Below are 1,234 nucleotides of genomic sequence, written 5' to 3' on the forward strand. Positions count from 1 at the left end.
CGCGTCGCCAAGACGTACTCGGGCGGTATGCGCCGCCGCCTCGACCTCGCCGCGGCTCTCGTCGTACGGCCGCCCGTGATGTTCATGGACGAGCCGACCACCGGCCTCGACCCGCGAAACCGCCAGGGGCTGTGGGAGGTCATCAAGGAACTGGTCGACGGCGGAACGACACTGCTGCTCACCACCCAGTACCTGGAGGAGGCCGATCACCTCGCCGACGACATCTGCGTCGTAGACCAGGGCCGGGTCATCGCCCGCGGCACATCGGACCAGCTCAAGGCACGTACGGGCGGCGAACGCGTCGAGGTCGTCGTACACAGGAGCGACGAGATCGCCGCCGCCCGGGAGGTGCTGTCCGGTCTCGGCAAGGGCGAGGTCGCCGTCGTGGAGCACACCCGCAAGCTGACCGTGCCGGTCAGCGGCGGCGCCAAGCTGCTCGCCGAGATCATCCGTGAACTGGACTCCCGCGGTGTCGAGATCGACGACATCGGCCTGCGCCGCCCGACCCTCGACGATGTCTTCCTGTCTCTCACTGGCCACCACGCCGAGCAGGAGGACGGCGGTGACGGCGGCACCGCCGATTCCGCCGCCGACCGCAAGAGGAGCCGGAAGAGCGCGAAGGCAGCCGCGAAGGAGGCCGCGAAGTGACCGCAGTCGAGGACACCACCCTGCCGGCCGCCCCTGCCCCCCCGCGCCCGCGCGGGAGTGTGGTGCAGTCGTTCACCGATTCGCTGGTCGTGGCCAAGCGCAACCTCATCCGTATGACCAGGATCCCCGAAGTGGTCATCTTCGGGATGATCCAGCCGATCATGTTCGTGGTGCTGTTCAGCTATGTGTTCGGCGGCTCCATGGATATCGGCGGTTCCACGTCACCGTCCGTCTACCGCGAGTTCCTGATGGCCGGGATCTTCGCCCAGACCGTCACGTTCGCCACGGCGGGCGCGGGCGCGGGCATCGCCGACGACATGCACAAGGGCCTCATCGACCGCTTCCGCTCCCTCCCCATGGCGCGGGGCGCTGTCCTCACCGGCCGTACACTCGCCGACCTCGTCCAGACCATGCTGACGCTCGTGGTGCTCACCGTCGTGGCCCTGCTGGTCGGCTGGCGGATCCACAACGGCATTCCCAAGGCGCTCGCCGCCTTCGGACTGCTCCTCCTGCTCGGCTACGCGTTCTCCTGGATCGGCGCCCTGATCGGCCTCTCGGTCCGTACTCCGGAGGCGGCCACCTCCGG

Annotated in this window: 2 protein-coding genes; both read left to right on the forward strand. The window is 68.9% G+C overall.

Going from position 1 to position 1,234, the window contains the following annotated elements; all coding sequences use genetic code 11:
- On the forward strand, positions 1–648 hold a 648-nt coding region (locus tag ACFWI9_RS34465; protein WP_387169281.1), incomplete at its 5' end, for a DUF4162 domain-containing protein.
- On the forward strand, positions 645–1,234 hold a 590-nt coding region (locus ACFWI9_RS34470), incomplete at its 3' end, for an ABC transporter permease (protein ID WP_387169283.1). The genes ACFWI9_RS34465 and ACFWI9_RS34470, both read left to right, overlap by 4 nt.

Origin of the sequence: Streptomyces sp. NPDC127084 (assembly GCF_042724175.1) — a bacterium.
Lineage (GTDB): Bacteria > Actinomycetota > Actinomycetes > Streptomycetales > Streptomycetaceae > Streptomyces.